The organism is Jannaschia sp. M317, from assembly GCF_025141175.1.
GTDB lineage: Bacteria > Pseudomonadota > Alphaproteobacteria > Rhodobacterales > Rhodobacteraceae > Jannaschia.
In genome coordinates, this window is the sequence record NZ_CP081155.1 from 2,916,911 (window position 1) to 2,937,419 (window position 20,509).

Consider the following 20,509-nt stretch of genomic DNA (forward strand, 5'->3'; position numbering starts at 1 on the left):
GTTGGTGCGTCAGACGTTCTTGGTCGCCTTTTCTTCCCATTTGCCCGATTCCTCGGACCAATAGCGCGCACCGACACCCGCGCCGGTCAGCGCGGTCCATTGTCCGCGCGCCAGGCTGACCGCCTCTCCGTCCAGACCGTCGAACAGGATGCAGACACGGGCCAGCGGGGCCACCTCTGCGGGCGAGATCGGCGCACCGTCCAGCAGCATGACGCACGCGGGATCGTTGGGCGCATCGCCGGTGGTCAAAAGGATCGGCTGACGCGCGTCGTGATCGCCGCCCGCCAGCCCATGCGGCAGAAAGCTGTCGGCAGGGCCCTGCCACAGTTTTTCGTCCAACCAGGCCATCCGGCCCGCATCCGTCCCCCGCACCGCCACGCGCCAGCCCTGCGACAGGCAACGTGGCAGCAGGGTGGCAAGGGTTTCCACCACCGACCGGCGGGTCAGGTGGTAGAAATAGACCTCAGCCATTGGGTTCGCACCGGTCGCGGATCAGGCGGTCCAGCGCGCGCACGCCCCAACCGGTCGCGCCCGCGGGCGACAGGTCGGTGCCCTTGGCCACGGAGGCGGTGCCCGCGATGTCGAGGTGGATCCAGGGCGTTCCGTCCTGCACGAAACGCAGCAGGAACTGCGCCGCGGTGATGGACCCCGCGGGGCGGCCGCCGACGTTCTTCATGTCGGCCACGCGGGATTTCAGCTGTTTGTCGTAGGCGGCCCCGAGAGGCATGCGCCAGGCCCCCTCGCGCTCGGCCTGGGCGGCGGCCAGGAAATCGCCCGCCAGCGTGTCGTCGTTGGAAAACACGCCCGCGTTCTCATGGCCAAGGCCGATGATGATCGCCCCGGTCAGGGTGGCCAGATCGACCATGCCCGTGGGTTTGAAACGTTCCTGCGCGTACCACATCACGTCGCACAGCACGAGGCGGCCCTCGGCGTCGGTATTGATGATCTCGACCGTGTCACCCTTCATCGAGGCGACCACGTCGCCCGGGCGGATGGCATTGCCGTCGGGCATGTTTTCAACCAGCCCGACCAGCGCCACGACGTTTGCACGGGCCTTGCGCTTGGCGATGGTGTGCATGGCCCCGGCGACGGTGCCCGCGCCGCCCATGTCCATGGTCATGTCTTCCATGCCGGCAGCCGGTTTCAGGCTGATGCCTCCGGTGTCGAAGACGACGCCCTTGCCGATCAATGCGAATGGCGCCTCGTCGCCGCCCCCGTTCCATTGCATCACGACGACCTTGCTGGGTGAGACGGATCCCTGTCCCACGGCCAGCAGGCAGCGCATGCCCAGTTCGGCCAGCGCCTCCTCCTCCAGGACCTCGACCTCAACCCCCAGATCGCGGAGCTTTTCGAGGCGGTTGGCAAATTCGGTCGTGGTCAGGACGTTGGACGGCTCATTGACCAGGTCGCGGGTCAGGAACACGCCCTCGGCCTGGGCGGCGGCGTCGGTCCAGGCGGCCTGCGCCTCTTCGAACTTGGGCGTCAGCACGGTGATGGGGGCGGCGGCGGGCTTGTCCTCGCCTGTCATGTGGTCGTTGAAGTCGTAGCCGCGCAAGGCAGCCCCCAACGCCAGTTCAGTCACCGATTTCTGTGCGGCGCTGGCGGTCACGGCCAGGGCACGCGTGCCGCGCAGTTTGGCAAGCGCGGCACCCGCCGACATGGCATCCCCACCGCTTGCCTTGCGGTCCAGCCGGACGAGCGCGACGCAAGTCGCCTCCATCCCGACCGGAAAGCCGATTTCCAGCACGCCGCCTTCGGACAGCTTGCCCCAGGCCGGGCTTTCGACGGCGCGGGCGACGGCCCCTTTGGTCAGGCGATTCAACCGCTTGGCCCCGGCGTCCAGCGTCCCCGCTTCGGGGATGAGACAGGCGACGACGCCCTCGACGGTGGCAAGGGTATCAAGGTCGAGATCGGCAAAGGTCACGGGGGCGGGCTGGGTCATCTGCATCTCCGAGGAATAGGGTCGTGGGCGACACTAGTGCGGCGATTGCGGAGTTTCCAGACGGCTTGCCGGGGGTGTCATGCCCGAATGAAGCAGTCCAGCCGGACCGGATGCCCGCCGCGCCGCGCCACCTGACCCGCGTTTCCGCGCGCGCGGACGGCCGTTGACGGCTTTGGGGGTTTGACCCGCCTGCGCCCTCGTCTAGGAAGGGGCATCGCCAGTTCCGGGGGGGATGTTTGGGCACGTTCGACCGATACCTGACAGGCCAGTTGCTGGCGTCCTTCGGATTCTTCAGCCTGGTGCTGGTGGCGGTCTATTGGGTCAACCGCGCCATCGGGCTGTTCGACGATCTGATCGCGGGCGGGGCCAGTGTCGGCCTGTTCCTGCAGTTCACCGCGCTGGCGCTGCCGAATGTGATTTTCGCGGTGCTGCCGATTTCGGCGCTGGTGGCGATTCTTTATGGAATCAACCGCTTGTCCGCCGACAGCGAGATGGTCGTGGCCCAGACGGCGGGCCTGGGGCCCTGGTCGTTGGCCAAACCGGTGATGATCTTCGGGGTGATCGTGGCGCTGATGGTGTCGGTGCTGGGTCACATCCTGGTCCCCGCCTCGCGCACCGCTTTGGCGGAACGCGGCACCGAGCTGAGCCAGGACGTCACCGCGCGGTTCCTCAAGGAAGGCGAATTCCTGCATCCGGGACGCGGCGTCACCGTCTACGTGCGTGAAATCACCGAGGCGGGCGAATTGCTGGGCCTGTTCCTGCAGGATCGCCGGGACGAGGCGACGCGCACCTCCTACACCGCCGAGCGCGCCCTGCTGGTGCGGGCCGACACGGGCACGCGGCTGGTGATGTTCGAGGGCATGGCGCAGACGCTGGACGTACGCGACCGGTCGCTGGTGACGGTGCGGTTCGACGATTTCGCCTATGACCTGGCCGGTCTGACCGGTGCCGCGACCAGCCGCATCCAGGATCCACGCGAGTTGTCGACCGCGGTTCTTTTGCGGGCCGACGCCGAGGCGCGGCGCGTGACCGGCGTGGGGCGCGCCAAGCTGCTGAGCGAGGGGCACCTGCGATTCTCGGAGGCGATCTTTGCCGCCGGACTGCCGTTGCTGGCGCTCGGGTTTCTGATGCTGGGGGGCTATAGCCGTCTGGGTCTCTGGCGACAGATCATGGGCGCTGTGGTTTCGGCTATCCTGCTAAAAATGTTGTCGAATGTGGCGGAATCGGCGGCGCGCGATGATGTGGCCCTGTGGTGGACGCTGTATCTGCCGGCGCTGGCCACCTTGGCGATTGGCGCGGCGTTGACCTTTCGCAGCACGCTTGGGCCGCACCCCTTTCGGCGGGTCACGGCATGACGTTGGCCCGCTATATCGCGCGTCGGTTCCTGTGGCTGGTGTTCATGGTGACGATGGTCTTTACCGGCCTGTTGTTGCCCATCGACCTGATGGAACAGCTGCGCCGCCTGGACGGTCAAGACGCGGGCGTGGGCGACGGGTTTAGGTTGGCGGCCCTGAACCTGCCCGCCGCGCTGTATCAGATTTTGCCGCTGATCGTGATCCTGGCGACGCTGGCGTTGTTCCTGTCGCTGGCGCGGTCGTCGGAGCTGGTGGTGATCCGGGCTGCGGGTCGGTCTGCGATACGGGCGCTGCTGTCCCCGGTGCTGGCGGCGATCCTGCTGGGGGGGCTGGCCCTGTTGATCGTCAATCCGATCGTCGCCACGACACAGGGCGTCTATGAACGGGAAATCGCCCGGTATCGCACGGGCGGCACCTCTTCGGTCATGTCGGTCAGCGAAGAGGGCGTCTGGCTGCGTCAGGGCGACGCCTCGGGGCAGACGGTGATCCGGGCCGCGCGGTCGTCGCTGGGCGGCACGGTTCTGTTCGAGGCGACGTTCCTGTCGTTCGACGCCGATGGCACCCCGGTGGAGCGGATCGACGCCACCCGGGCAGAGCTGTCGGACGGCGACTGGCTGCTGGAAGACGCGAAACGCTGGCCCCTGGGCACGTCCGACAACCCCGAACGGGACGCCCAGGCGGTGCCGGTGGCGACCATCCCGTCCACCCTGACCGAGGATCAGATCCGCGACAGCTTTGGTGTGCCGTCGTCGATCCCGATCTTTCAGTTGCCTGCCTTCATCCGGCAGTTGGACGCGGCCGGGTTCTCGGGGCGAACGCATCGGGTCTGGCTGCACATGGAGCTGGCCAATCCGTTCATGCTGGCCGCGATGGTGATGATCGGCGCGGCTTTCACCATGCGCCATGCGCGCGCCGGTCAATCGGGCACGATGGTCTTGCTGGCGCTGTTGTTCGGGTTCGGCATCTTCTTTTTGCGCAGCTTTGCCCAGACCCTTGGGGAAAACGGTCAATTGCCGGTGGCACTGGCCGCCTGGTCGCCGCCTCTGGCCGCGATCCTGTTGTCGTTGGGCGTGATCCTGCAGTTGGAGGACGGGTGATGCGCGCGCTGATCCTGGCTGGCCTTTTGGCCCTGACCACCCCGGCTGCGGCGCAGGATGCGCTGCCCGTCACGCCTGCCACGCTGGTCGCGGACCGTATCGATTTCGACCAGGGCCAGTTGTCGGCGACCGGCGAGGTGGAGATTTTCGCAGACGGCCGCATCCTGCGCGCCACGCGCATCACCTATCTGCGCGACGAAGACCGGTTGCTGGTCGAGGGGCCTCTGACGCTGATCGACGGACCCGATCAGATCCTGGTCGCGGAGTTCGCAAGCCTGTCGGCCGATCTGCGGGGCAGCGTGCTGCAGGGGGCGCGGCTGGTGCTGGACCAGCGGTTGCAGATCGCCGCAACCGAGGTCGCCCAGGGTCCGGCGGGGCGGTATACCCAGCTGTATCAGACCGTCGCCTCGTCCTGCCCGGTCTGCGACGGGGGCAAGACACCGTTGTGGCAGATCCGGGCCAAGCGCATCATCCACGACAAGCAGGAACGCCAGCTCTATTTCGATCAGGCGCGGTTCGACGTGGCGGGGGTTCCGGTTGCCTGGTTCCCGCGCCTGCGCCTGCCCGATCCGACGCTGGACCGCACGTCGGGCTGGCTCGCCCCGCGCTTTTCATCCGACGACACCCTGGGGACCGGGGTGACGACGCCCTATTTCGTGACGTTGGGGCCGTCGGCTGACCTTACGTTTTCGCCCTTTCTGACCAATACCGACACCCGCAGCCTGGGCGTCCGCTACCGGCAGGCGTTCGAGCGGGGCGACCTGTTGATCGAGGGGGCCCTGTCGGAAGACCGCGTCACCGCCGATCCCTGGCGTGGGTATCTGTTCGCCGAGGGGACATTCGCGCTGAAACGCGGCTACCGGCTTGAGTTCGACCTGGAGACGGTGAGCGATGACACCTACCTTGTCGACTACGACGTCAGCGACAAGGACCGGCTGGACAGCCGTCTGGCCGTCACCAAGGTGGAACGCGACAGCCGCGCCGTGGCCGAAGTCATCCTGTTCGAAAGCCTGCGCACCGGCGAGGACAACCGGTTCCTGCCGACGCGCGTTCTGAATGCGGAACGGCAGCGGCGGTTCGTGCCCGCAGGCCTGGGGGGTCAGGCGATCTGGACCTTGGCGGCCCATGCCCGCGAACGCACCGCGACCCATGTCCCCGCAGGTCAGCCCAGCAATGCGGCGCGCGATGTGGTCCGGGCCTCGGCGGCGCTGGACTGGCGACGCAGCTGGATCACCGATGGCGGATTGGTGGTGACGGGTCTGGGCGGGGTCCATGTGGATGCCTACAACGTCCGGCAGGATACGGCGTTCAGCGACACCGCCTTTGCCCGTGCTGTCCCCTACGGCGGCGTCGAATTCCGCCTGCCGATGACACGCACGACGGCAGGCAACGTCCGGCACGTGCTAGAGCCGGTGGCGCAACTGATCCTGGCCCCGTCGAACCGCCCCGTCACCCCCGACGAAGACAGCCTGACGCCCGAATTCGACGAGGGCAATCTGTTCTCCGCCACCCGCTTTGCCGGGCGCGACACGCGGGAATTGGGGACGCGGGCCAACCTGGGCGTCAGCTATACGCGGTATGACCCGTCGGGTTGGACGGCGGGCGTGCTTGTGGGCCGCGTCGTGCGCGCCCGCGACCTGGGGCAGTTTCGCCCCGGCACGGGCCTGGACGGCGGATCCTCGGATTGGCTGCTGTCCGTGGGGGCCAGCCACGCGGGCGGGTTCGAGGTGATGCAGCGGTCGATCTTTGACGACCAGTTCACCTTTGCCAGGTCCGAGACGATCCTGCGCTGGCAGGGCTCCGGGCACCTGATCGACACACGCTATACCTATCTTGAGGCGGATCCGACGGCCGGGCGCCCGATCGACACGTCGGAATGGTCCTTCGATGCCTCTCTGGATCTGGCCGGCGACTGGACGGGGCGGGCGAACTGGCGGTATGACTTCGTCACGAACGACGCCAGCAACGCGGGGCTTGGCCTGACCTACCGGTCCGACTGCGTGACGGTGGACTTCGACGTGGAGCGGCGCTTCACCTCGACCGCGTCATTGCAACCCTCGACACGCTTTGGCTTGTCGGTGGAACTGGCGGGTTTCGGGGCGGATGACCGGCGCACGCGGGCGCGAAAATGCGGACTATAGGGCTTGGGGGCCGAGCGGCTGATGATCTTTGACATGACACGCGGGGCCCGCATGGCGCTGGCCGCACTGGCCGCTGCCTGCCTGCTGCACGGGGCCCCGGCGCAGGCGCAGGGTCAACCCTTTGCCCCCGCCGCCACGATCAATGGCATGGCGATCACCAACTGGCAGGTGACCCAGCGCGCCCGTTTCCTGGCGCTGCTGAATGCCCCCAATGCCGACCTGCAAAGCGTCCGTGACCTGTTGGTGGACGAAACCCTTCAGGTTCAGACCGCCCGCGCCGCCGGCATCGTCGTCACGCCCGAAGAGCTGGACGCCGGCATGGTCGAATTCATTTCCCGAGGGAGCCTGGAGCCGGAGCAATTCATCGCCGCCCTGGAGGCGCGGGGCGTCGCGGCGGAAACCTACCGCGATTTCGTGCGCAACGGGTTGTACTGGCGCGGCCTCGTGCAACAGCGGTTCGGCCCGCGTGCCCGCCCCTCCGAAGCGGAGATCGAGCGCACGCTGGCCCGCGGCCCCAATTCGGTCCGCGTCCTGATGTCGGAAATCGCCATCCCCCAGACGCCGGAGACGCGCGACGAAGTCCGCGCCCTGGCCGAACGTCTGTCCAACAGCATTTCCGGCCCCGTAGCCTTTCAACAAGCCGCGCGCCAGTATTCGCGCAGCGCATCGCGCGGGCGCGGCGGGCGGATCGACTGGGTGCCTTTGTCCCAACTGCCGCCGCCGCTGGTCAGCCAGGTCCTGGCCCTGGCCCCCGGCGAAGTCTCCGACCCTGTCGACCTGGGCGCTTTCATCGGTCTCTACATGTTGCGCGACCTCGACGAGAGCGGGACCGCCACGCAGGAAGCCTTGGCCATCGACTATGCCGAATACCTGATCCCCGGCGGACGCTCGCCCGAAGCGCTGGCCGAAGCCGCCCGCATCCGCGCGCGCGTGGACGTCTGCGACGACCTTTACGGCGTGGCCAAGGGCCAGCCCGAGGGCGTTCTGACCCGCAGCGTGGCCCAGGTGTCCGACTTGCCCGGTGACCTGCGCACGGAACTGGCCAAGCTGGACGAGGGCGAGGAAACGACCCTGCTGTCGTCGGGCGGGAACCTGCGGTTCGTGATGATGTGTGGCCGCGTGGTCGAACCGCCGGAGGGCGCCTTTGATGCGGTGGGCCAGCAACTGCTCAATCAACGTCTGGAAAGCTATGCCCAGGGCTATCTGGACGAGCTGCGCGCCGATGCCATCATCACCTACGAATAGACCGCCCATCGCGGTCACCTGCGGCGAACCGGCGGGCGTCGGGCCCGAGGTGGTGGCCAAGGCCCGCGCGCTGCTGCCGGATGTGCCGTTCTTCGTGTTGGGCAACCCGGCGCATTTCGAGGGGTTCGGCGTGGACACCCACGTGATCGAGACCCCGGAGGCGGCGCGCGCGGACAGGCTGTGTATCCTGCCGCACGACATCCCCGGCCCCCGCACGCCCGGCCGCCCCGACCCGGCCCAGGCGGCGGGCGTCATTTCGGCCATCGCCCGCGCGGTCGACCTGGCGCAAGGCGGGGCGGCATCGGCGGTCTGCACCGCGCCGATCCACAAGAAGGCACTGAAGGACGGAGCGGCCTTTCCCTACCCCGGCCACACCGAATACCTGGCCGCGCTTGCGGGCGACGCAGAGGTGGTGATGATGCTCGCCTGTCCCGAGCTGCGCGTCGTCCCCGCCACGATCCACATCGCCCTGGACCAGGTGGCCGGCGCGCTGACCCCCGATACGCTGGAAACCTGCCTGCGCGTGACCCATGCGGGCCTGCGCCGGGATTTCGGCATCACCGCCCCCCGGATCGCGGTGGCGGGCCTGAACCCCCACGCGGGCGAAGGCGGCACCATGGGCCAGCAGGAGATCACCTGGATCACCGACCTGATTGCCCGCCTCGCGCCCGAGCTGGGCTGCTTTGGCCCCCTGCCCGCCGACACAATGTTCCACGCAGGCGCGCGCGCAGGCTATGACGCAGCGGTCGCGATGTATCACGATCAGGCACTGATCCCGATCAAGACCATCGATTTCGCGGGCGGGGTGAATGTGACGCTGGGCCTGCCGTTCATCCGTACGTCCCCCGATCACGGCACCGCCTTCGATATCGCCGGACGCGGCCTTGCCGATCCGACCTCCATGGTGGCGGCGCTGCGCATGGCCTGGGACATGGCAGGGCGGCGACGCAGTCAACCTTGAGGTGAGCCCCCGAAACGACCGCCGGGGTGCCTGGACCTGTCCGACGCGTTGATCCCGCATCACGGGCCCCCAAATACTCCAATCCGGGCATCGCCGCGGGCGCGCGGCTGGGATATGGGCAGGGCATGAGCCAGATCGATGACCTTCCCCCGCTGCGCGACGTGATTGAAACCCACGGGCTGCGCGCCAAGAAATCCTTGGGACAGAATTTCCTGCTGGACCTGAACCTGACCGCGCGGATCGCGCGCGTCGGCGGGTCGTTGACCGGCGCGCAGGTGTTGGAGGTGGGCCCTGGCCCTGGCGGTCTGACGCGCGGTCTGCTGGCCGAGGGCGCGGCCAAGGTGCTGGCCATCGAAAAGGATGCGCGCTGCCTGCCTGCCCTGGCCGAAATCGCGGCGGCCTATCCCGGTCAGTTGACCGTGATGAATGCCGACGCCCTGACCGTGGATACGGGTGCGCACCTTGCTGCGCCCTGGCGCGTGGTCGCAAACCTGCCCTACAACGTCGGCACCGAACTGCTGGTGCGCTGGTTGACGCCCGCCAGTTGGCCGCCGCCCTGGGAAAGCCTGACCCTGATGTTTCAGAAAGAGGTCGCAGAGCGGATAACGGCCGCCCCGGGATCAAAGGCCTATGGCCGCCTCGCGGTCCTGGCACAGTGGCGCTGCGACACGCGGATCGCGCTGACCCTGCCGCCCGAGGCCTTCAGCCCGCCACCCAAGGTGCATTCCGCCGTGGTCCATCTGACCGCCCTGCCCGCCCCCCGGTTCGACGCCGAGGCAGATGTGCTGGAACGGGTGGTCGCCAAAGGCTTCAACCAGCGGCGCAAGATGCTGCGCGCCGCCCTCAAGGGGGTGGTCCCGGACCTGGAGGATCGCCTGCTGTCTGCCGGTATCGCGCCAACGGAACGCGCAGAGCAGGTCTCGCTGGAGCAGTGGTGCGCCCTGGCCCGCGCCGTCGCCAGCTAGGCGGGCGCGCAAGGCAAAACACACCATTTCGAGCGTCAGCGTAGGGCGGGGTTCACGCCGCCCCTGCTCACGTCTTGCGATCAGGCCTCTTCGGAGGGCTGCGCGTCGGGGGTGTCGCCTTCGGCCTTGGCCGGGGCCTTCTTGCGGGTGCGGGTCCGCTTGGGCTTGGGTTTCTCGGCCTTGACCTCGCCGTCGTCGGCCCGTGCTTCGGGCGTTTCGACCGGGCCGGTGTCGGTGGCGGGCACGTCGATCACGTCATCGCCGGCCTGTGCGACCGGCTGCTGATCGCGGGGCGCGCGGCGGCGATTGCCGCGACCGCCACTGGGCTGACCTTCGGCTGCACTCTGGGCCGCTTCGGCAGGCTGCTGCGCGGGCGGATCGAATTTGGGCTGGTTGCCGTTGTTCTGGTTGCCGTTGTTCTGGCCACCGTTGTTCTGGTTGCCCGAACCCTGGTTACCCGATGTCTGGCCGCCATTGTTCTGACCAGACTGACCACCATTTCCCTGGTTGCCGCCTTGCTGGCCGCCCTGGTTGTTCTGCTGGTTTTGATTGTGCTGCTGCTGACGCGCTTCCTGCTCTTTCATCGCGGCGGCCAGCATGCGGGTGTAGTGTTCCGCGTGCTGTTGGAAGTTCTCGACGGCAACCCTGTCGCCGGAGAGCTGCGCATCGCGTGCCAGCTGGTTGTACTTATCGATGATCTGCTGAGGCGTGCCGCGCACCTTGCCCTCGGGACCGGAGCTGTCGAAGACCCGATTGACGATATTGCCGCCCTGAGGACGATTGTTGCGGTTTTTGTTCCGCGAACGCGACTTGGAGCTTCTCATGCCTGGGTAGGTTCCGCTTGAATTTTGCCGGGGACCGTGCCCGTTTTCGGAACGGGTCAAAAGGTCCGGGTTTCTTGGGCGTGTCATCCGGGGCGGGGCCGATGCCGCCGTCGTCCGCTGGATGTGGAGCGGTTATGGAAAGGTCCGCGCGGGTTTACAAGATGATTCTTGGTGTTCCGGCCTATTTTCGCCCGGAAACGACACGGTTCTTGCCCGCAAGGTCGTCCAGGACGCGGATTTCCGCCAGACCGGCGGCCTGAAACAGGGCGGTGACGGCCGGTGCCTGTTGGTGGCCGATTTCGACCATGAACCGTCCGCCCGGGGTCAGGTGTTCCGGCGCGTCTCGGGTCAGGATGCGATAGGCGTCCAGACCGTCGCCGCCGGGCGTCAGGGCCAGGTGCGGCTCCCACCTGTGCACCTCGGGGTGCAGATCGGCCATTTCGGTCGCAGTGATATAGGGCGGGTTGGACACGATCAGGTCAAAGGTCCCCTCGATACCGGACAGCCAATCGCCCTGGCGCAGCTCTGCCCGGTTGGGGATGCCCAGCCGGGTGGCATTGCGACGGGCCACGGCCAGCGCCGCCTCGGAGATGTCGGTGCCCAGGCCCGTTGCATCGGGGCGTTCATCCAGCAAGGACAGCAGGATACAGCCCGACCCCGTGCCCAGGTCCAACACGCGGCCAAAGGGTTCGGCCAGCGCCGCCTCGACCAGGGTCTCGGTATCCGGGCGCGGGTCGAGCACATCGCCGTTCACCTCGAAGTCGTGCTTCCAGAACGCCCGGAGGCCCAGGATATGCGACACCGGTTCGCGCAGGCTCCGACGGGCAACGGCTGCGGCCAGGGCGGCCCCCTCGCCCAGGGCGCGGGCCAGTTTCCCTGCATCGTTTGCCGCACCGGGCACGTGCGCCGCGCGCAGGGCCTGCGCCGCTTCTGCTTCGGTCATTGACCCATTTCGGCCAACAGCGCCGCCTGGTGATCGGCGATCAACGCGTCGATCACCTCGTCCAGGTCGCCCTGCATCACCGCATCCAGCTTATACAGTGTCAGATTGATGCGGTGGTCGGTCATCCGCCCCTGCGGGAAGTTGTAGGTCCGAATGCGCTCCGAGCGGTCTCCGCTGCCGACTTGGGCCCGCCGGCTCTCGGAGCGTTCGGCGGCCAGGGCGGCGCGCTGCGCCTCATAGAGACGCGCGCGCAGAACCTGCATGGCGATATCGCGATTGCGGTGCTGGGACTTTTCGGACGACGTCACCACGATCCCCGACGGCAGGTGCGTGATCCGTACCGCCGAATCGGTTGTGTTCACGTGCTGGCCACCGGCGCCCGAGGCGCGCATGGTGTCGATGCGGATGTCGCCTGCGGGGATGTCGATGTCTACGGCCTCTGCCTCTGGCAGCACGGCGACGGTGGCGGCCGAGGTGTGGATGCGACCACCGGATTCCGTAGCCGGCACCCGCTGTACCCGGTGCACGCCGCTTTCGAACTTGAGCCGGGCAAAGACGTTGTCGCCTTCGATCCGCGCGACCAGTTCCTTGACGCCGCCCAGATCGGTTTCCTGCCGCTCGACCATTTCCATCCGCCAGCCGCGCGCCTCTGCGTAGCGGCGATACATGGCTTCCAGGTTTCCCGCGAACAGCGCCGCCTCTTCGCCGCCGGTGCCGGGGCGGATTTCCAGGATGGCTGGGCGGGCGTCGGCGGCATCGCGGGGCAGCAGCGCGATCTGCAGGTCGGCCACGGATTGATCCAGCGCGGCGCGCAACTCCGGCAGCTCCGCTTCGGCCAGTTCGCGCATTTCCGGGTCGTCCAGCATGACTTCGGCCTCGGCCAGCTGCATCTCCAGGGCGCGGTGGGCGCGGACCTGTTCGGCCACGGGCTTTACCTCGGCGTATTCGCGCGTCAGGTCGGCAATCTCAGAGGCATCGGGCCCGGCGTTCAGCCGCGCTTCGAGGAACTCGAAACGGGCGAGGATCTGGTCAAGGCGGTCGGCTGGGATCATCTGCGCGTGATGCGGTGCGAAAGGGCTTTGGTCAAGGGCGACACCTGCGCTAGGCTCGCGTCCGGAGGTGATATCATGAAACGGATCATCCTGTTCCTCTGTCTGTTGGCCTTGCCGGTTGCGGCGGATGTGACGTCGCCCTCGGGCAAAACGGTCGATTGTTACTGCACCGACAGCACCGGTGGACGCGTCGAAATGGGGCAGCGCACCTGCCTGGCCGTCGGCGGACGGCAGTTCATGGCGAAATGCGACATGTCCCTGAATGTCCCGATCTGGCGCGATACAGGCGAAAGCTGTCTGACCGGCTGATCTGCCCTATGGGCGAACGTAGCGCGTCAACGCGCGGTAATCCTTGCGCGGGCCCGTCACGCGCCAGCGCACCGACCAGTGCGGCCAAAGCCGGAAGTCGTACATCAAGCGGTAATCGTCTGGCGGGCAATCGTGGTGCGCGCGCACCTGTGACCCGGCAGCAATGTGATGAAAAAACCGCCCGTCGCCAAAGCGCACGTCAATCCCGGCCGCCTGCGCCTGCCAGATCGTTTCGCGCCGCGCCTCGAAGGTGACGTCCCCCTGCCGCAGCCGACCGGTTTCCAGCGACCGCCACCGGTCGCCCTCGGCCGTCCAGACGGCCCGCCCTTCGAAGCGCACCCGCGTGCCGTCCGCATGGCGGATTGCCCGCAAAACGCGCCAGTCACCTGCCAGGTCCGCCAGCTTCACAGGACCGCCGCCCCCACGGCCCAGACCGCGTGGCCAACGAAGACGAGCACACCGCAGAACACGGCGAAACTGCCCAGATCCTTGGCATTCTTGGCAAAATCGCTGATTTCAGGCGAGGTGCGGTCGATGATCAGCTCGATCGCGGTGTTCAAGGCCTCGATCCCCAGCGTCGTCAGGAACAGCGCCCCCATCACCGCCCAGTGTCCGGCGGTCACCCCCGCGACAGCAAAGATCGCGACCGTGACCGCAAACATGAAGACCTGCAGCCGCGCCGCCCGCTGGGTCAGCAGGAATCGCCCGCCCGCCAGCGAATAGCCGAGCGCACCGAAGGTATGCGCTACCGGATTGCGCGTGCCCTTGGGCGGTGGTGTCGCACCCGTCATCGCAGGCCGTGCCCGAATTGCCCCAAAGTCATCTTCGCACGTCCCATTCCTTGCAGCCGCCGTGCCCGCACCCTAAGACGCGCGCGAACTGCCTGAAAGGTCTGCCCACATGATCCCGCGCTATTCCCGCCCCGAGATGGTGTCCATCTGGTCCCCCGAGACCAAGTTCCGCATCTGGTACGAGATCGAGGCCCACGCCTGCGACGCCATGGCCGATCTGGGCGTCATCCCGCGCGAGAATGCCGAAGCCGTGTGGAAGGCGAAGGACGTCGAATTCGATGTGGCCCGCATCGACGAAATCGAGGCCGTCACCAAGCACGACGTCATTGCCTTTCTGACCCATCTGGCCGAACACGTCGGCTCTGACGAGGCGCGGTTCGTGCACCAGGGCATGACCTCTTCGGATGTGCTGGACACCTGCACCAACGTCCAGCTGACGCGTGCCGCCGACATTCTGATCACCGACCTGGAGGGGTTGCTGGCCGCGCTGAAACGGCGCGCGCTGGAACACAAGGACACGGTCCGCGTGGGCCGCAGCCACGGCATCCACGCCGAACCCACCACCATGGGCCTGACCTTCGCGCGGTTCTACGCCGAGATGGACCGCAACCTGACCCGGATGCGCACTGCCCGCGACGAAATCGCCACCGGGGCCATTTCCGGCGCGGTCGGCACCTTTGCCAACGTCGATCCGCGGGTCGAGGAACATGTCTGCGAAAAGCTGGGCCTGACGCCAGAGCCGATCAGCACCCAGGTCATCCCCCGCGACCGCCACGCCGCCTTCTTCGCCTGCCTGGGCGTCATCGCCAGCAGCATCGAGAACCTCGCCACAGAGATCCGCCACATGCAGCGCACCGAGGTGCTTGAGGGGGCGGAGTTCTTCTCGATGGGGCAGAAAGGGTCGTCGGCGATGCCGCACAAGAAGAACCCGGTTCTGACGGAAAACCTGACCGGTCTGGCCCGCATGGTGCGCGCCGCCGTGATCCCCGCGATGGAAAACGTGGCGCTTTGGCACGAACGCGACATCTCGCATTCGTCGGTCGAGCGGATGATCGGGCCGGATGCCACGATCACGCTGGACTTCGCGCTGGCGCGCTTGACGAGCGTCGTCGACAAGATGCTGATCTTCCCGGACAACATGCTGGACAACATGAACAAGTTTCCGGGCCTGGTCATGTCGCAGCGTGTTCTGCTGGCCCTGACGCAGGCCGGTGTCAGCCGCGAAGATGCCTATGTCATGGTGCAGCGCAACGCCCTGAAGGTCTGGGAAGAGCGGACCGATTTCAAGGCGGAGCTGCTGGCCGACGCGGACGTGGTCGCGGCGCTTGGTGCAGAGGCCATCGAAGAGAAATTCGACATGGGCTACCACACCAAGCACGTGGACACGATTTTCAAGCGCGTCTTCGGGGCCTGACCCCGGATCAGTTGCCGTCGGCGGTGCTCTCGACAGCCTGAGCAGCCCCCTCGACGGCCTGAGCGGCGCCTTCGACGGCCTCGGCGGCGCCGCCCTGGATCGTGACCGTCGTGGTGTCGCCACCGGTGTCGGCCACGCCATTGTAGACCAGCATCCAGATGACGAGCCCGGCAATCAACGCGCCCAGGATCAGCCACAGGGCAGAGCTGCCGCTGCGGTTGGTTTCACGGACGTAGACGGTTTCCTTGGCGGTGGTCTGGGGATCGGTGTTCGCGGCCATCTCGGCCTCCTGTATGCTGGGCGTGTTCGGGGTCTGAACGTCACCGGACGCCTGCCGGTTCCCCCACCCCGCCTGCCGCGCGGCAGAGGATCGCGCAGCACGGGGCGCGACACTTCGCGCTTTGTGCCTGCGGCCATCCACGCTACCGTTACGTCACCCACAACACGAACGGAGACGACGATGACCAAGACGAAAACGATCCTCGCCGCCGCCGCGCTGATGCTCGCGCCCGGTCTTGCTGCTGCCTACGAATGCAACTGGAGCAAGGGTGAACAGGTGACGATGTCCTGCGCACCAGGCACCAGCTGGAACGCCGCCTCGGGCACCTGCACCCCCGAAGCCACCGGCTGATCGAACCTGCGACCGGCCCCGGCAGGTCCGGGGCCGGAGCTATCTGCCGTTCACAAGACCCCAGGCGCGCAGCCCCGTGATCACGTCCCGCAGCGCGCTGCCTTTTTCCGTCAAACTGTAATCCACCCGAGGGGGCACAACGGCGTGCACCTTGCGGTGAACGATGCCGTCTGCCTCCAACTCGCGCAATTGCTTGGTCAGGCTCCGCTGGGTAACCGGCCCGACACGTCGCGACAGTTCATTGAAACGTAACGTGTTTTCCATGAGGTGATAGATGATCAGCCCCTTCCACTTGCCGGCGATCTGCTCCAATGCGCCCTCGACCGGGCAGCCTGCATTCGCGTTGTAATTCTCGAACCGAGGGGTCGGGCCAGAGGTTTCCTTGGTATCCATTTGATCCCTATATGCCAAAAAGGTGCGTACTTGCGGCCTTGCAACTGTGCCTTCTATGCCGGTCTCCATGCCGCGGGTCAAACCCGACGGCAGGGATTTGGTTACAAAGGAACACCCCCATGAAAGCTGTTGGCTACGCCGAAATCGGCGCCATCGACCGCCCCGACGCCCTGATCGATTTCGAGGCCCCGCGCCCGACCGCCGCCCCTCGTGACATCCTGGTCCAGGTCGAGGCCGTTTCGGTCAATCCGGTCGATACCCTGATCCGCCGCACCCGCCCGCCCGAGAACGGCGCACCCGCCATCCTGGGCTGGGACGCGGTTGGCGTCGTGGTCGAGGCGGGGCCGGAGGTCACCCTGTTTCGCCCCGGCGACCGCGTCTGGTACGCGGGTGCCATCGACCGCCCCGGTGCCAACGCGGAATTCCACACCGTCGACGAGCGGATCGCCGCCCTGGCCCCGACCAGCATCCCCGTCGATGCCGCCGCAGCCCTGCCGCTGACCACCCTGACGGCCTATGAGATGCTGTTTGACCGGCTGCGCGTCACCACCCCCGTTCCCGGGGCCGCCAGCGCCGTGGTCATCATCGGCGGCGCGGGCGGCGTCGGGTCCATCGCGATTCAGCTGTTGCGCGCGCTGACGGACCTGACGGTGATCGCCACGGCGTCCCGCCCGGAAACGAAGGACTGGGTGACGCAGTTGGGCGCGCATCATGTTGTCGACCACGGCGCCCCGCTGGCCCCACAGATCGAGGCGTTGGGCCTGGGTCAGCCGGGGCATGTGTTTTCCACCAACGACAGCGGCGCCTATGTGGCCGACATCGCCGACTTCATCGCGCCCCAGGGACATTTCGGCCTGATCGACAGCCCGGAAGCACTCGACATCATGCCCCTGATGACCAAAAGCATCGCCACCCACTGGGAGCTGATGTACACCCGATCGTTGTTCCAGACGGCGGACATGCAGCGGCAGCATGACATCCTGACCGAGGTGGCGGGCCTGATCGACAGCGGGCGCATCCGGACAACCGCGACCGAGACCATGGGCCGGATCACCGCCGACACGCTGATCCGCGCGCACCGCGTTCTGGAAAGCCGCCGCGCGCGCGGCAAGCTGGTGCTGGCAGGGTTCTAGTCGCCGGCTTTGACCGGGCGGCCCGCGACATAGACCTGCGCGACCGCCCGGTCATCCCCCATCATGATGGTCGGGAACACCGCCTCCCAGATGTCGCCGGCCCGCGTGGACCGCTGCGCGATGGCGGGGGTAGAGGCCAGGTTCAGCACCACCAGATCGGCCGCGCTGCCTGCGGCCAGGGTTCCCACCTCATCCTGCGCCTGCAGGGCGCGCGCGCTGCCTTCGGTTGCCAGCCACAGCAGCTGCGCGGGATGCAGCGCCTGACCGCGCAACTGCGCCACCTCATAGGCCGCCGCCATGGTGCGCAGCATTGAAAACGACGATCCGCCTCCGGTGTCCGTCGCCAACCCGACCCGCACCGTTCCGGTCAGCCCCATGTCGAACAGGCCCGATCCGATAAAGGTGTTGGACGTCGGGCAATGCACCAGGGCCGCGCCGACCTCGGCCAGGCGATCCCGTTCCCGTGGCTCCAGGTGAATGGCATGACCATAAAGACCGTTCGCGCCAAGCAATCCATGCGCCTCGTAGGTATCCAGATAGTCGCGCGCCTGCGGGAACAGATCCCGCACCCAGGCGATTTCATCGAGCTGTTCGGACAGATGGGTCTGCATCAGGCACTCCGGGTGCTCTGCCCAAAGCGCCCCCAGGGCCGACAGCTGATCCGGTGTCGACGTGGGCGAAAACCGGGGCGTGATCACATAGCGCGCCCGGCCCTTGCCATGCCATCGGAGCAGCAAGGCGCGGCTGTCGTCATAGGCGGACTGCGGATCGTCGCGCAGGGTGGCGGGCGCGTTGCGATCCATACATGTCTTGCCCGCCCAGACCGCCATGCCCCGCGCCTGAGCCGCCTCGAACAGCGCGTCCACGCTGCCGGGGTGAATGGTGCAGTAACTGGCCACCGAGGTCGTGCCGCAGGCCAGCACCAGATCCAGGTAACGCCCGGCGATTTCCGAGGCATAGGCGGTATCACCGAATCGCGATTCCTCTGGAAAGGTATAGGTGTTCAGCCAGTCGATCAGCCGCTTGCCCCAGGATGCGATCATCGCTGTCTGCGGATAATGCACATGGGCATCGACAAACCCCGGCAGGATCAGGCCGTCGCCATGGTCGATCTCGGTCGCGCCGGGATGGGCGGTGCGCATCGTGTCGACGGCCCCCTGCCCCAGGATGCGGCCGCCGTCGATGGCGACGGCCCCACGGGCGTCGTGGGTGGCGGCCTGAGTGGGCGGCACGGCAAAGGGATCGGCGGCGAAAGGCAGGATCTGCCCGAGGATGAGCGTGGTCATGCCTCTGGTTAGACTGCCCTGCAAATCGGCGCTACCCCTCTGGCAAGGCGCGCGTTAGGACAGGGCAACCGCCGATCGGAGGCCTGCAATGACCGACCCCCTCACCGACCAGAGCGCTACGGAAGCCGACCCCCGCGAAGAAGAGTGGGAGGACGAGATCGAGCTGGACGAAGCGCGACTTTCCGCCGTTCGCGACGCGCTTTACGACCGCGACCGCACCGCGCTCGACGACCTGCTGGAGCCGCTGCACGGCGCCGACATCGCCGACCTGCTGGAGCAGATCAGCGGCAGTGAACGGATCACCCTGATCGAACTGTGGCAGGGTCAGATCGACGGCGAAATCCTGTCGGAGCTGGACGAAAGCCTGCGCGAGGAAATCCTGGAGGCCCTGCCCGCCGAGGATGTGGCCGAAGCCGTCCGCGAACTTGACACCGACGACGTCGTCGATCTGGTCGAAAACCTCGAAGACACCGACCAGGCCGATGCCATCATGGACGCGCTGGACGATGTCGACCGGGTCGCGGTCGAACAGGCACTGTCTTACCCCGAATATTCCGCCGGTCGCCTGATGCAGCGCGAGGTCGTCGTGGCCCCGTCGTTCTGGACCGTCGGCCAGGCCATCGATTTTCTGCGCAGCGCGGAAGAATTGCCGGAACAGTTCTACCACGTGATCCTGACCGATCCCCGGATGCGCCCCGTGGGTCATGTGACCCTGGGCAAGATCCTGTCGCATTCCCGCGACACCCCGTTGTCGGACATCGAGGAAGACGCATTCCGCACATTCGAGGTCACCGACCCCGAAGAAGACGTGGCCTACGCCTTCAACCAGTATCACCTGATTTCTGCTGCCGTGGTCGATCATAACGACCGTCTGATGGGCGTGATCACCATCGACGACGCCATTCGCATCCTGGACGAAGAGGCGGAGGAAGACATCCTGCGCCTGGCCGGTGTCGACGCAGAAGAGGCGATTTCGAACCGGACCCGGGACGTCGTGCGCCGCCGCTTCCCCTGGCTGGCCGTGAACCTGGTGACGTCGATCCTGGCCTCGCTGGTGATCGCGCAGTTCGACGCGGTCATCACACAGATCGTGGCCCTGGCCGTCCTGATGCCCATCGTGGCATCGATGGGCGGCAACGCCGGCACCCAGTCCCTGACCGTCGCGGTGCGCGCCATGGCCACCCGCGACCTGACCCGGGCGAACGTCTGGCGCGTCATAAGGCGAGAGGTCGCGGCAGGGGCGATCAACGGCGTGATCTTTGCCGTCGTGATGGGCGTCGTGGGCGTGGTCTGGTTCGGGTCCCCGATGCTGGGCGTGGTCATCGCGGTCGCGATGGTCATCAACCTGATCGTCGCGGGCCTGGCCGGGGTCGGCATCCCCGTTCTTCTCGACAAGGTCGGCATCGACCCGGCCCTGGCCTCGGGTGCCTTCGTGACGACGGTGACCGATGTGGTCGGCTTCTTCGCCTTCCTGGGCCTGGCCGCGCTCTGGCTGCTGTGACCCTTGGCGAAATCTGACGCGGTGACCCGGTTGGCGGGTCGCCGGGCGGTCTGGCCCCGATGCGCTTTCCCGGCGGTGCCCGCGCGGTCCGGCCTCAGGCCCGGTCGCGCTGATGCAGCCGCGTCTGGCGCAATGTCTCGACCAGCATGGCGGTCAGCAGGCCAAAGATCAGCAAGCCGTTGGTCGCCGCCAGCCCGCCCAGCAGGCGCCACCCCTCGGGCAACAAGACATCGCCGTAGCCCAGCGTCGTAAACACGACCAAGGCGAAATAGACAGCCGATTCAACCGTTTCAAACAACCCGAGCGCCAGGAAGGTCAGCGCCCAGATCCAGACGGCCACCGTGATCATCAAAGCCGACCACAACATGGTCAGCCCCAGGGCCAGCGTCAGTTTCGGCCCGTAGGGCGGGCGCGACAGCCAGCCTTGCGCCCGGTCCAGAAAGACCTCCAACGCCCACCAGGCCGGGGCCACGACCAGTGATGTCAGCACGATCAGGGTGCCGCCCAGCAGGATCTGGATCAGCAC

General features: G+C 67.0%; 22 protein-coding genes. 11 read left to right on the forward strand and 11 right to left on the reverse strand.

The window, feature by feature from the left end; genetic code table 11:
• Positions 1-9: 9 nt before the first annotated feature.
• Both K3551_RS14870 and K3551_RS14875 read right to left on the reverse strand, forming a co-directional pair.
• The gene (locus tag K3551_RS14870; RefSeq protein ID WP_259914963.1) at positions 10-471 is read right to left on the reverse strand and encodes a DNA polymerase III subunit chi; all 462 of its coding nucleotides are present in this window, start codon (positions 469-471) and stop codon (positions 10-12) included.
• Positions 464-1,942: a leucyl aminopeptidase gene (locus K3551_RS14875; RefSeq protein ID WP_259914977.1), complete on the reverse strand. Its 1,479-nt coding sequence runs from the start codon at positions 1,940-1,942 to the stop codon at positions 464-466. The genes K3551_RS14870 and K3551_RS14875 overlap by 8 nt, the downstream gene beginning before the upstream one ends.
• A 236-nt stretch (positions 1,943-2,178) precedes the next feature.
• On the opposite strand from K3551_RS14875, the gene lptF reads away from it, so the two are divergent.
• From lptF to rsmA, 6 genes are all read left to right on the forward strand, one after another.
• On the forward strand, positions 2,179-3,297 hold the full coding sequence (gene lptF / locus K3551_RS14880; protein ID WP_259914982.1) for an LPS export ABC transporter permease LptF: 1,119 nt from the start codon (positions 2,179-2,181) through the stop codon (positions 3,295-3,297).
• Positions 3,294-4,394, forward strand: coding sequence for an LPS export ABC transporter permease LptG (lptG, locus tag K3551_RS14885; protein WP_259914985.1), 1,101 nt, complete (start codon positions 3,294-3,296; stop codon positions 4,392-4,394). Before lptF ends, lptG begins: the two co-directional genes overlap by 4 nt.
• The gene (locus K3551_RS14890; protein ID WP_259914988.1) at positions 4,394-6,535 is read left to right on the forward strand and encodes an LPS-assembly protein LptD; all 2,142 of its coding nucleotides are present in this window, start codon (positions 4,394-4,396) and stop codon (positions 6,533-6,535) included. Before lptG ends, K3551_RS14890 begins: the two co-directional genes overlap by 1 nt.
• A 21-nt stretch (positions 6,536-6,556) precedes the next feature.
• The gene (locus tag K3551_RS14895) at positions 6,557-7,780 is read left to right on the forward strand and encodes a peptidylprolyl isomerase (RefSeq protein ID WP_259914991.1); all 1,224 of its coding nucleotides are present in this window, start codon (positions 6,557-6,559) and stop codon (positions 7,778-7,780) included.
• The gene (pdxA, locus tag K3551_RS14900) at positions 7,758-8,741 is read left to right on the forward strand and encodes a 4-hydroxythreonine-4-phosphate dehydrogenase PdxA (protein WP_259914993.1); all 984 of its coding nucleotides are present in this window, start codon (positions 7,758-7,760) and stop codon (positions 8,739-8,741) included. The genes K3551_RS14895 and pdxA overlap by 23 nt, the downstream gene beginning before the upstream one ends.
• Positions 8,742-8,866: 125 nt before the next feature.
• A complete protein-coding gene (rsmA, locus tag K3551_RS14905) occupies positions 8,867-9,706 on the forward strand; it encodes a 16S rRNA (adenine(1518)-N(6)/adenine(1519)-N(6))-dimethyltransferase RsmA (protein ID WP_259914994.1) in 840 nt (279 codons plus the stop codon).
• Between the two features lie 80 nt (positions 9,707-9,786).
• Here rsmA and K3551_RS14910 read toward each other — a convergent pair whose 3' ends face one another.
• The 3 genes from K3551_RS14910 to prfA all read right to left on the reverse strand — a co-directional run bounded on the left by K3551_RS14910 (position 9,787) and on the right by prfA (position 12,525).
• On the reverse strand, positions 9,787-10,590 hold the full coding sequence (locus tag K3551_RS14910; protein ID WP_259914997.1) for a DUF4167 domain-containing protein: 804 nt from the start codon (positions 10,588-10,590) through the stop codon (positions 9,787-9,789).
• A 121-nt stretch (positions 10,591-10,711) separates the two neighbouring features.
• A complete protein-coding gene (prmC, locus tag K3551_RS14915; protein WP_259914999.1) occupies positions 10,712-11,473 on the reverse strand; it encodes a peptide chain release factor N(5)-glutamine methyltransferase in 762 nt (253 codons plus the stop codon).
• Positions 11,470-12,525, reverse strand: coding sequence for a peptide chain release factor 1 (gene prfA, locus K3551_RS14920; protein WP_259915003.1), 1,056 nt, complete (start codon positions 12,523-12,525; stop codon positions 11,470-11,472). Before prfA ends, prmC begins: the two co-directional genes overlap by 4 nt.
• Positions 12,526-12,600: 75 nt before the next feature.
• Between prfA and K3551_RS14925 the strand changes: the two genes are divergently transcribed.
• A complete protein-coding gene (locus K3551_RS14925; RefSeq protein ID WP_259915006.1) occupies positions 12,601-12,834 on the forward strand; it encodes a hypothetical protein in 234 nt (77 codons plus the stop codon).
• A gap of 6 nt (positions 12,835-12,840) precedes the next feature.
• Here the strand turns inward: K3551_RS14925 and K3551_RS14930 are convergent, their stop codons facing one another.
• Complete coding sequence (locus K3551_RS14930; protein WP_259915008.1) at positions 12,841-13,242, reverse strand: DUF6314 family protein; 402 nt, start codon at positions 13,240-13,242, stop codon at positions 12,841-12,843.
• Positions 13,239-13,625: a diacylglycerol kinase gene (locus K3551_RS14935; protein WP_259915010.1), complete on the reverse strand. Its 387-nt coding sequence runs from the start codon at positions 13,623-13,625 to the stop codon at positions 13,239-13,241. Before K3551_RS14935 ends, K3551_RS14930 begins: the two co-directional genes overlap by 4 nt.
• Positions 13,626-13,734: 109 nt before the next feature.
• On the opposite strand from K3551_RS14935, the gene purB reads away from it, so the two are divergent.
• A complete protein-coding gene (gene purB / locus K3551_RS14940) occupies positions 13,735-15,039 on the forward strand; it encodes an adenylosuccinate lyase (RefSeq protein ID WP_259915013.1) in 1,305 nt (434 codons plus the stop codon).
• A gap of 7 nt (positions 15,040-15,046) precedes the next feature.
• On the opposite strand, the gene K3551_RS14945 is transcribed toward purB, so the two are convergent.
• On the reverse strand, positions 15,047-15,319 hold the full coding sequence (locus K3551_RS14945; protein WP_259915016.1) for a hypothetical protein: 273 nt from the start codon (positions 15,317-15,319) through the stop codon (positions 15,047-15,049).
• A 180-nt stretch (positions 15,320-15,499) separates the two neighbouring features.
• Between K3551_RS14945 and K3551_RS14950 the strand changes: the two genes are divergently transcribed.
• Positions 15,500-15,670 carry an adenylosuccinate lyase gene (locus K3551_RS14950; protein ID WP_259915019.1) on the forward strand — a complete coding sequence of 57 codons (171 nt, stop codon included), beginning with the start codon at positions 15,500-15,502 and terminating at the stop codon, positions 15,668-15,670.
• Between the two features lie 39 nt (positions 15,671-15,709).
• Here the strand turns inward: K3551_RS14950 and K3551_RS14955 are convergent, their stop codons facing one another.
• On the reverse strand, positions 15,710-16,063 hold the full coding sequence (locus K3551_RS14955) for a helix-turn-helix domain-containing protein (RefSeq protein WP_259915022.1): 354 nt from the start codon (positions 16,061-16,063) through the stop codon (positions 15,710-15,712).
• A 119-nt stretch (positions 16,064-16,182) separates the two neighbouring features.
• On the opposite strand from K3551_RS14955, the gene K3551_RS14960 reads away from it, so the two are divergent.
• Complete coding sequence (locus K3551_RS14960; RefSeq protein ID WP_259915025.1) at positions 16,183-17,196, forward strand: zinc-binding alcohol dehydrogenase family protein; 1,014 nt, start codon at positions 16,183-16,185, stop codon at positions 17,194-17,196.
• Here the strand turns inward: K3551_RS14960 and guaD are convergent.
• Entirely contained in the window at positions 17,193-18,482 is a 1,290-nt protein-coding gene (gene guaD / locus K3551_RS14965; protein ID WP_259915028.1) for a guanine deaminase, read from the reverse strand. The two genes, K3551_RS14960 and guaD, sit on opposite strands and share 4 nt — an antisense overlap.
• An 88-nt stretch (positions 18,483-18,570) precedes the next feature.
• Here guaD and mgtE point away from each other — a divergent pair, with 88 nt between their 5' ends.
• Positions 18,571-19,983: a magnesium transporter gene (gene mgtE, locus K3551_RS14970; protein ID WP_259915033.1), complete on the forward strand. Its 1,413-nt coding sequence runs from the start codon at positions 18,571-18,573 to the stop codon at positions 19,981-19,983.
• A 94-nt stretch (positions 19,984-20,077) separates the two neighbouring features.
• Here mgtE and K3551_RS14975 read toward each other — a convergent pair whose 3' ends face one another.
• Complete coding sequence (locus K3551_RS14975; RefSeq protein ID WP_259915045.1) at positions 20,078-20,509, reverse strand: potassium channel family protein; 432 nt, start codon at positions 20,507-20,509, stop codon at positions 20,078-20,080.

Excerpts from the sequence above, each read along its gene's own strand:
- pdxA (WP_259914993.1), top strand. The coding sequence starts at position 7,758 with ATGCCATCATCACCTACGAATAGACCGCCCATCGCGGTCACCTGCGGC.
- K3551_RS14895 (WP_259914991.1), top strand. The coding sequence starts at position 6,557 with ATGATCTTTGACATGACACGCGGGGCCCGCATGGCGCTGGCCGCACTG.
- K3551_RS14960 (WP_259915025.1), top strand. The coding sequence starts at position 16,183 with ATGAAAGCTGTTGGCTACGCCGAAATCGGCGCCATCGACCGCCCCGAC.
- K3551_RS14890 (WP_259914988.1), top strand. The coding sequence starts at position 4,394 with ATGCGCGCGCTGATCCTGGCTGGCCTTTTGGCCCTGACCACCCCGGCT.
- guaD (WP_259915028.1), bottom strand. The coding sequence starts at position 18,482 with ATGACCACGCTCATCCTCGGGCAGATCCTGCCTTTCGCCGCCGATCCC.
- K3551_RS14870 (WP_259914963.1), bottom strand. The coding sequence starts at position 471 with ATGGCTGAGGTCTATTTCTACCACCTGACCCGCCGGTCGGTGGTGGAA.
- K3551_RS14955 (WP_259915022.1), bottom strand. The coding sequence starts at position 16,063 with ATGGATACCAAGGAAACCTCTGGCCCGACCCCTCGGTTCGAGAATTAC.
- K3551_RS14945 (WP_259915016.1), bottom strand. The coding sequence starts at position 15,319 with ATGGCCGCGAACACCGATCCCCAGACCACCGCCAAGGAAACCGTCTAC.
- purB (WP_259915013.1), top strand. The coding sequence starts at position 13,735 with ATGATCCCGCGCTATTCCCGCCCCGAGATGGTGTCCATCTGGTCCCCC.
- K3551_RS14950 (WP_259915019.1), top strand. The coding sequence starts at position 15,500 with ATGACCAAGACGAAAACGATCCTCGCCGCCGCCGCGCTGATGCTCGCG.
- prfA (WP_259915003.1), bottom strand. The coding sequence starts at position 12,525 with ATGATCCCAGCCGACCGCCTTGACCAGATCCTCGCCCGTTTCGAGTTC.
- prmC (WP_259914999.1), bottom strand. The coding sequence starts at position 11,473 with ATGACCGAAGCAGAAGCGGCGCAGGCCCTGCGCGCGGCGCACGTGCCC.
- lptG (WP_259914985.1), top strand. The coding sequence starts at position 3,294 with ATGACGTTGGCCCGCTATATCGCGCGTCGGTTCCTGTGGCTGGTGTTC.
- K3551_RS14925 (WP_259915006.1), top strand. The coding sequence starts at position 12,601 with ATGAAACGGATCATCCTGTTCCTCTGTCTGTTGGCCTTGCCGGTTGCG.
- rsmA (WP_259914994.1), top strand. The coding sequence starts at position 8,867 with ATGAGCCAGATCGATGACCTTCCCCCGCTGCGCGACGTGATTGAAACC.
- K3551_RS14935 (WP_259915010.1), bottom strand. The coding sequence starts at position 13,625 with ATGACGGGTGCGACACCACCGCCCAAGGGCACGCGCAATCCGGTAGCG.
- mgtE (WP_259915033.1), top strand. The coding sequence starts at position 18,571 with ATGACCGACCCCCTCACCGACCAGAGCGCTACGGAAGCCGACCCCCGC.
- K3551_RS14875 (WP_259914977.1), bottom strand. The coding sequence starts at position 1,942 with ATGACCCAGCCCGCCCCCGTGACCTTTGCCGATCTCGACCTTGATACC.